Below are 5456 nucleotides of genomic sequence, written 5' to 3'. Positions count from 1 at the left end.
TACGAATTCGGCGCCGATCTGCCGCAAGGTCGCCAAAAGGGACTGGAAGAAGCGCCCGATGCTTTGGCCGACCTGGAAAAATCCCTATCGCCCATGCTGCGGGATACACTGCGTCGCCAACTACAACGCCTGCGTGAACTGAACGCAGACATTGCGGATGTCGAAAAGCGTTTGACACTGTGGAAGAAAGGCCAGGAGGCGGTCATGCGATTGATGGCTATCCCCGGTGTGGGGCTCCTGACCGCAACCGCCATTATCGCCACTGTGGGAGAGGTGAAGTCCTTCCGCTCTGTCGAACTCGGGGGATCCTGAAAGAGGCGCTGCAAGCGAGCTTCGACGAGCTGGGCGGGGTTGAATGGTTGGTGCGACTCGGGCGCGACGAACCCAAGACGTTCGCCATGCTGTTGTCAAAGCTGTTGCCGCCCACACCGCCAGAGGATACCGGGGAGATGGTTATCCGCGTCATTGGCGGGTTCACTACCGAAGCGGACGACCGATAGCAGCGCCAGCCTATGACTGAGCCATGCCCTGCCCTCGCTGGCGGGGTTTTTCTTTGGCTGGCGTCGGAAAGTTGCAGGCATAGTTGCAGGGTGCAACCCCAAAAAAAGGAAGTGGCCGGGATGGTGGCCAGTAGCCACCCCAAAAAAAGGCAGGCCATTGTGAGTGCATTGTGACCGCCGTGACCGAGGCTAAATGAATTAAATTCACATGGCACGGCATGTGTTCATTATTGGTAAATCTTGTGCTCATGAATATTTCTCATGACGACCGGGAGACGCGGCGAGAAATGCACCACAGGGGCCGTAAAGATGCCGTTGCGTTCCATACCGCGATGCTGAAGGCGTTACGCGTCTGGTCACACTTTGCGTTACGCGGTAACGACCGCTTCCGATGGCGATACTCCCGGAATGTGCGACTTGTCACGAATACGGGGCTGTCGTTCCGTGACGCTCACGAAACCCTGCTGGCGTCTGTCACCGCGACACTCGCATGAACTTCATGAACATGGATTCCCGCCATTACCCGCTGGGGAGAATAGTGCTGTTCATTGGCGTCCGGACGTGGGCAGCACCAGCGCTAAAAACACCGGGATACTTTGGCGAAGCGTAACCGGTAATGTAACCGGTAGACCCTTCAGGCCAAAAAGAAGGTACCCAGAATCTCGTCTAAGTGCCTGTTTTATTTGGTCGGGGCGATAGGATTCGAACCTACGACATCCTGCTCCCAAAGCAGGCGCGCTACCAAGCTGCGCTACGCCCCGTCGCCGCAGAGAATAGCCGCTTGCCCTGTTGTGGTCAATCTAAACGAGAAAGACGCCGCCGCAAACGGTCCAACTCCCCGCGCGCAAGACCAATACCATCATTCAGGCGCTGGCGCTCCTTGTCACTGAGTTCCTTGCCTTTCTGGACCAACTCTTCGCTGTAGATGGCGATGGTGTCGAGCAACTCCTCAACCCGCTCATTCATCCGCTCGCGAGAAGCCACGACGCGGTCCCAGGCTCGGTTAGCCTGATGCCGTAATTGTTCGCGGGTGCGGTCGCCTGTTTGCGGCGCAAAAAGCAGGGCGGTGACCGCACCAGCTACCGCACCGGCTACCAAGGCGATACCGAGGGCACTATACCCAATACCATTACCGTTTTCATAATCCGTCATGATCAAACTCCTTTATCAGGTGATGACAGTGGGGGTCTTGCGACCCGTAAGACTTTCCATCCGGGTAAGATCGCGACCGAGCCGGATCAGATCACTCAGGGCACGTTGCGGGTCCTGTTGCTGACGCTGCGCATCCTGCTCCAGATATTCGTGATAAATGCGCAAAGTGGCACCTTCGGTTCCCGTACCCGACAGCCGGAATATCAGCCGTGCCCCATCGGCAAAGAGCAGGCGTAGGCCCTGATGGGTACTGACGCTGCTGTCGATAGGATCGGTATAGGTAAAATCATCGGCCATAATGATGTCGCGTCCTGCCAGAGTCTGGCCGGGGAGCACCGGCAATTGGGCGGTGATACTCTGCATGATCTGCTCGCCCGTTTCCGCCGGGAGTGCTTCGTAATCATGGCGGGTGTAGTAATGACGGCCAAAACGTTGCCAATGCCGGGTGACGATCTCGGCTACGGATTGTCCCGTGTGCGCGATTACCGAGAGCCAGGCCAGCACCGCCCAGAGTCCGTCCTTTTCACGGATGTGGTCCGATCCAGTGCCGAAACTCTCCTCGCCACAAAAGGTGATTTTGCCTGCATCCAGCAGATTCCCGAAGAACTTCCAGCCGGTAGGCGTTTCATAGTGGGCAATGCCCAGTGCCTCGGCAACTACGTCTGCGGCCTGGCTCGTAGGCATGGAGCGGGCGACGCCTTTTAGTCCCTGCCGATATGCGGGGATGGCCGTGGCATGGGCCGCAAGTACCGCCAGCGAGTCACTAGGGGTCACAAAAAATTGACGTCCGAGGATCATGTTGCGATCGCCGTCGCCATCGGACGCCGCCCCAAAGTCGGACGCATCTTCTGCGAACAGGTGGTCCGCCAGAGGCCTGGCATACACCAGATTGGGGTCGGGATGACCGCCCCCAAAATCCGTCAGCGGGACGCCGTTAACCACCGTACCGGCAGGCGCACCCAGACGCTTCTCAAAAATCTCGTGGGCGTAGGGGCCGGTGATAGCGTGCAGGGCATCAAAACGCATCCGGAATGGCCCCTGCAAGAGTTGCCTCAGCGCGTCAAAATCAAAAATGCGGGCCATCAGTTCTACATACTCCGCCACCGGGTCGCAGATTTCTACGCGCATGTCGCCCAGCAAAAATTCTCCATCCTGGTCGATATCGACATCTGCACTGTCTAGTGTCTGGTAACCTTGGATGGTCTTGCTGGCAGCCCAGATGGTGTCGGTGATTTTTTCTGGCGCAGGCCCGCCGTTGGCAGTGTTGTACTTGATGCCAAAATCGTGATCCGGACCACCGGCGTTATGGGAAGCGCTGAGGATAATGCCGCCGTGGGCACTCCGCGCACGAATGACGGTAGAAACGGCGGGTGTAGAGAAGAGCCCGCCCCGTCCGACAATGACTTTGCCCCAGCCATTCGCCGCCGCCATCCGGAGGATGGTCTGTATGGCTTCACGGTTATAAAAACGTCCGTCGCCACCAAGAATAAGGGTTTGTCCGGCGCGATCGGGAATGGCGCTGAAAATGGATTGAACGAAATTTTCGAGATAATGCGGCTGCTGAAAAACTTTGACCTTTTTACGTAGCCCGGACGTGCCTGGGCGTTGATCAGCGAAAGGCTGGGTTGCAATCTGCAATACCGCCATGACACACCTCAGTAGTCGAGTGGAACGTCAATAATAGTGGTTTCCCGACTGGCATCGGTACGAATCCAGACCGTATACCCGCTTACCTGCCAGGTACTGACGACCACACCGCCGTCGCGAATGGCCTTTTCACTGGCTTCAATGAGGTCTTCTTCCATAGCCTCATCCCACTCGCCCAGGACGTGGTGACGGAGCAATTCCTGCGGATCAATTTCTCCGGATTCGAAGATGGCTTGCGCGTCGGGGGATGCGAGGATGGTTCCAGGATGAAATCGCATTTTATTCTCCATAGTTTTCAGATTATAGCAGGAACTAGCTGTTCACAAGGCAAAGCCTTGCGTGCGCAGAAAATCGCGACTGGGCGCTGCACACTGGTTCATCAGGTGAATACGGTGCGGGTTGCGGCGCACGCGGCGTGCCCAGATCCGCGGATTGCTCAACCCGGCCGCCGCATAGACCTGTTCGCCTGGAAAGAAACTGGTCCGCAAAAACTGGCGAAATACCTCGCGCAGAACGGGGCTGATGAAACGTTTTTTTGCGCGACCCATGGCCTGACTGCGCATCTGAATGGTGGTACGGGCAAAAGCCATGTGACGCGCTTCTTCGCGCATGTGGATGTGGGTAATGGCCAGTACCGCTGCGGGCAGATCCTTGTGTGCGAAGATCAGCCGATTCATGCGGTCCGGCACATTCTCACCGATTAGAATGGTTGCCCAGAAAGCTGCGGAGCCTTCGGGCGCATAACGGGCGAAAAGACGGGCCAGGGGCGGGCGCTCGCTCAAAGGGGTCATAAATGGGAGTTGCGCACGTTGCTGTAATTCCAGAAACATGAGGCTGTGCCCCACTTCTTCCCGCAGTTCATGAAGCTGATAATGGTAGCTGACCGGATCGCGGTACATCTCCTGTAGTGAGTTGGCGCCCAGGCGTTGGATGAACAGGGCCTCCAGCCATAGGCCCAGTTCGCAGAAAGAGACAAATTCGACCTGGGAAAGACGGATGCGTTCGTCCTGACTCAGTTGTACATATTCAGGCAATCCATAGAGCGATAGCAGTTCTTCGGGGAGCCAGGCTGTTTCTGCATTGAGGCTTTTCCATGGGACGGCCTGGACAGGGTCCCGGTAGTTACTGCTGTGCTCGTTGAGCCGATTGACCAGTGCGTCGTGATGCCGCTGGATCTGGGCGTACGCGGGGAGACGTTGAGCGAAGTTCATAGGCTATTCTGCCACGGACGCTCAGCCGCTCCAAGGGTGCTTTGGCCGCTGCCCGCCCGTATCGCGTAATCGGGTAATGGCGCTGTACACGTTATAACGAGGGTGCCACCCCAATGTTTGCTGGGCGTGGCTGATGTCGACAACCAGCGGATTTTCCAGGACCTGTAGCCAGCCGGGATCGCCGAGGCTGGTACTAAAAGGGCGTAGCCAGCTATGTACACGGTGCAGTTGGGTGGGGGAGAGTGGAAGCTGCCAGCGGCGAGGAATGCTTGACCAGGGGATGGGGTCGGGTGCCGCGATATTGAATACCCCGCCCCGGCCATAATCCAGTACCGCCAGCAGGGCGGCAACTGCATCCTCCTCGTGGAGACACTGAATGGGCAGGTCCGGATCTCGCAGTCGTAGTCCGTAAGGGCTCGTCGCAATATCGTTTACCAATGCCTGCCCACGAGGACCGATAATGGCGTGCAGACGCAGACGCGCGATGGCGGTTTGACTTCGGGTGATCGCGAACACATCCAGCCACTGTTCCAGCGCGGCCTTGTCCTCACTATAGGCGAAACCCGGTACAGGCCGGCACGGCTGGCTTTCGCGGATGGGGACGGGATTGTCCGGCCAGGCGCCATAAGCGGCCACACTGCTGGAATAGATGACTTGCGGTACACCGGCATTTGCCGCCGCACGGAACAGATGCTGACTGCCTTCGAGGTTAATCCGGCGCATTTCCTCGCGCCAGCGCCGTTGCGGCCCGAGGCGCGGACTGAGCACCATAAAGGCGAGATGAATGATGCAGTCCATGTGTGTCAGGTGTTCGGCAAGCCGCGGATCGCGTATATCCAGAGGCAGGTATTGCAGGTGCGGATGCTGCATGGCGGGTGCCTGGCGATCCAGGGCGATGACCCGGTGGATATCCGGGCGGGCGAGCAGCGCGGGTAACAGCGCCGCC

The 5456-nt window shown here is 58.0% G+C and carries 5 protein-coding genes, 1 tRNA gene and 1 pseudogene; 1 reads left to right on the top strand and 6 read right to left on the bottom strand.

Annotated elements, in window-relative coordinates; translation table 11 throughout:
• Positions 1-291: pseudogene (locus tag M7F93_RS10875) on the top strand (transposase); the annotation flags it as partial.
• 893 nt (positions 292-1184) lie between these two features.
• Here the strand turns inward: M7F93_RS10875 and M7F93_RS10870 are convergent.
• The 6 genes from M7F93_RS10870 to M7F93_RS10845 form a co-directional block, all read right to left on the bottom strand.
• A tRNA-Pro gene (locus M7F93_RS10870) sits at positions 1185-1261 on the bottom strand.
• A 34-nt stretch (positions 1262-1295) separates the two neighbouring features.
• Positions 1296-1652, bottom strand: coding sequence for a YtxH domain-containing protein (locus M7F93_RS10865; RefSeq protein WP_298173272.1), 357 nt, complete (start codon positions 1650-1652; stop codon positions 1296-1298).
• 15 nt (positions 1653-1667) lie between these two features.
• Positions 1668-3299 carry an alpha-D-glucose phosphate-specific phosphoglucomutase gene (locus M7F93_RS10860; protein WP_298173269.1) on the bottom strand — a complete coding sequence of 544 codons (1632 nt, stop codon included), beginning with the start codon at positions 3297-3299 and terminating at the stop codon, positions 1668-1670.
• Positions 3300-3307: 8 nt separating this feature from the next.
• The gene (locus M7F93_RS10855) at positions 3308-3577 is read right to left on the bottom strand and encodes a hypothetical protein (protein WP_298173266.1); all 270 of its coding nucleotides are present in this window, start codon (positions 3575-3577) and stop codon (positions 3308-3310) included.
• Positions 3578-3619: 42 nt separating this feature from the next.
• Positions 3620-4510, bottom strand: a complete 891-nt coding sequence (locus tag M7F93_RS10850; protein WP_298173263.1) for a diiron oxygenase — start codon at positions 4508-4510, stop codon at positions 3620-3622.
• A 21-nt stretch (positions 4511-4531) separates the two neighbouring features.
• A partial coding sequence (locus M7F93_RS10845; protein WP_298173260.1) for an NAD-dependent epimerase/dehydratase family protein occupies positions 4532-5456 on the bottom strand: 925 nt, incomplete at its 5' end.

It is taken from the genome of Acidithiobacillus sp. (assembly GCF_027322205.1).
In the GTDB taxonomy this organism is placed as follows: domain Bacteria; phylum Pseudomonadota; class Gammaproteobacteria; order Acidithiobacillales; family Acidithiobacillaceae; genus Acidithiobacillus.
The sequence above is the reverse complement of the archived record's forward strand: the minus strand, read 5'-3'. Positions and strand labels throughout refer to the sequence as shown.

Excerpts from the sequence above, each read along its gene's own strand:
- M7F93_RS10865 (WP_298173272.1), bottom strand. The coding sequence starts at position 1,652 with ATGACGGATTATGAAAACGGTAATGGTATTGGGTATAGTGCCCTCGGT.
- M7F93_RS10860 (WP_298173269.1), bottom strand. The coding sequence starts at position 3,299 with ATGGCGGTATTGCAGATTGCAACCCAGCCTTTCGCTGATCAACGCCCA.
- M7F93_RS10855 (WP_298173266.1), bottom strand. The coding sequence starts at position 3,577 with ATGCGATTTCATCCTGGAACCATCCTCGCATCCCCCGACGCGCAAGCC.
- M7F93_RS10850 (WP_298173263.1), bottom strand. The coding sequence starts at position 4,510 with ATGAACTTCGCTCAACGTCTCCCCGCGTACGCCCAGATCCAGCGGCAT.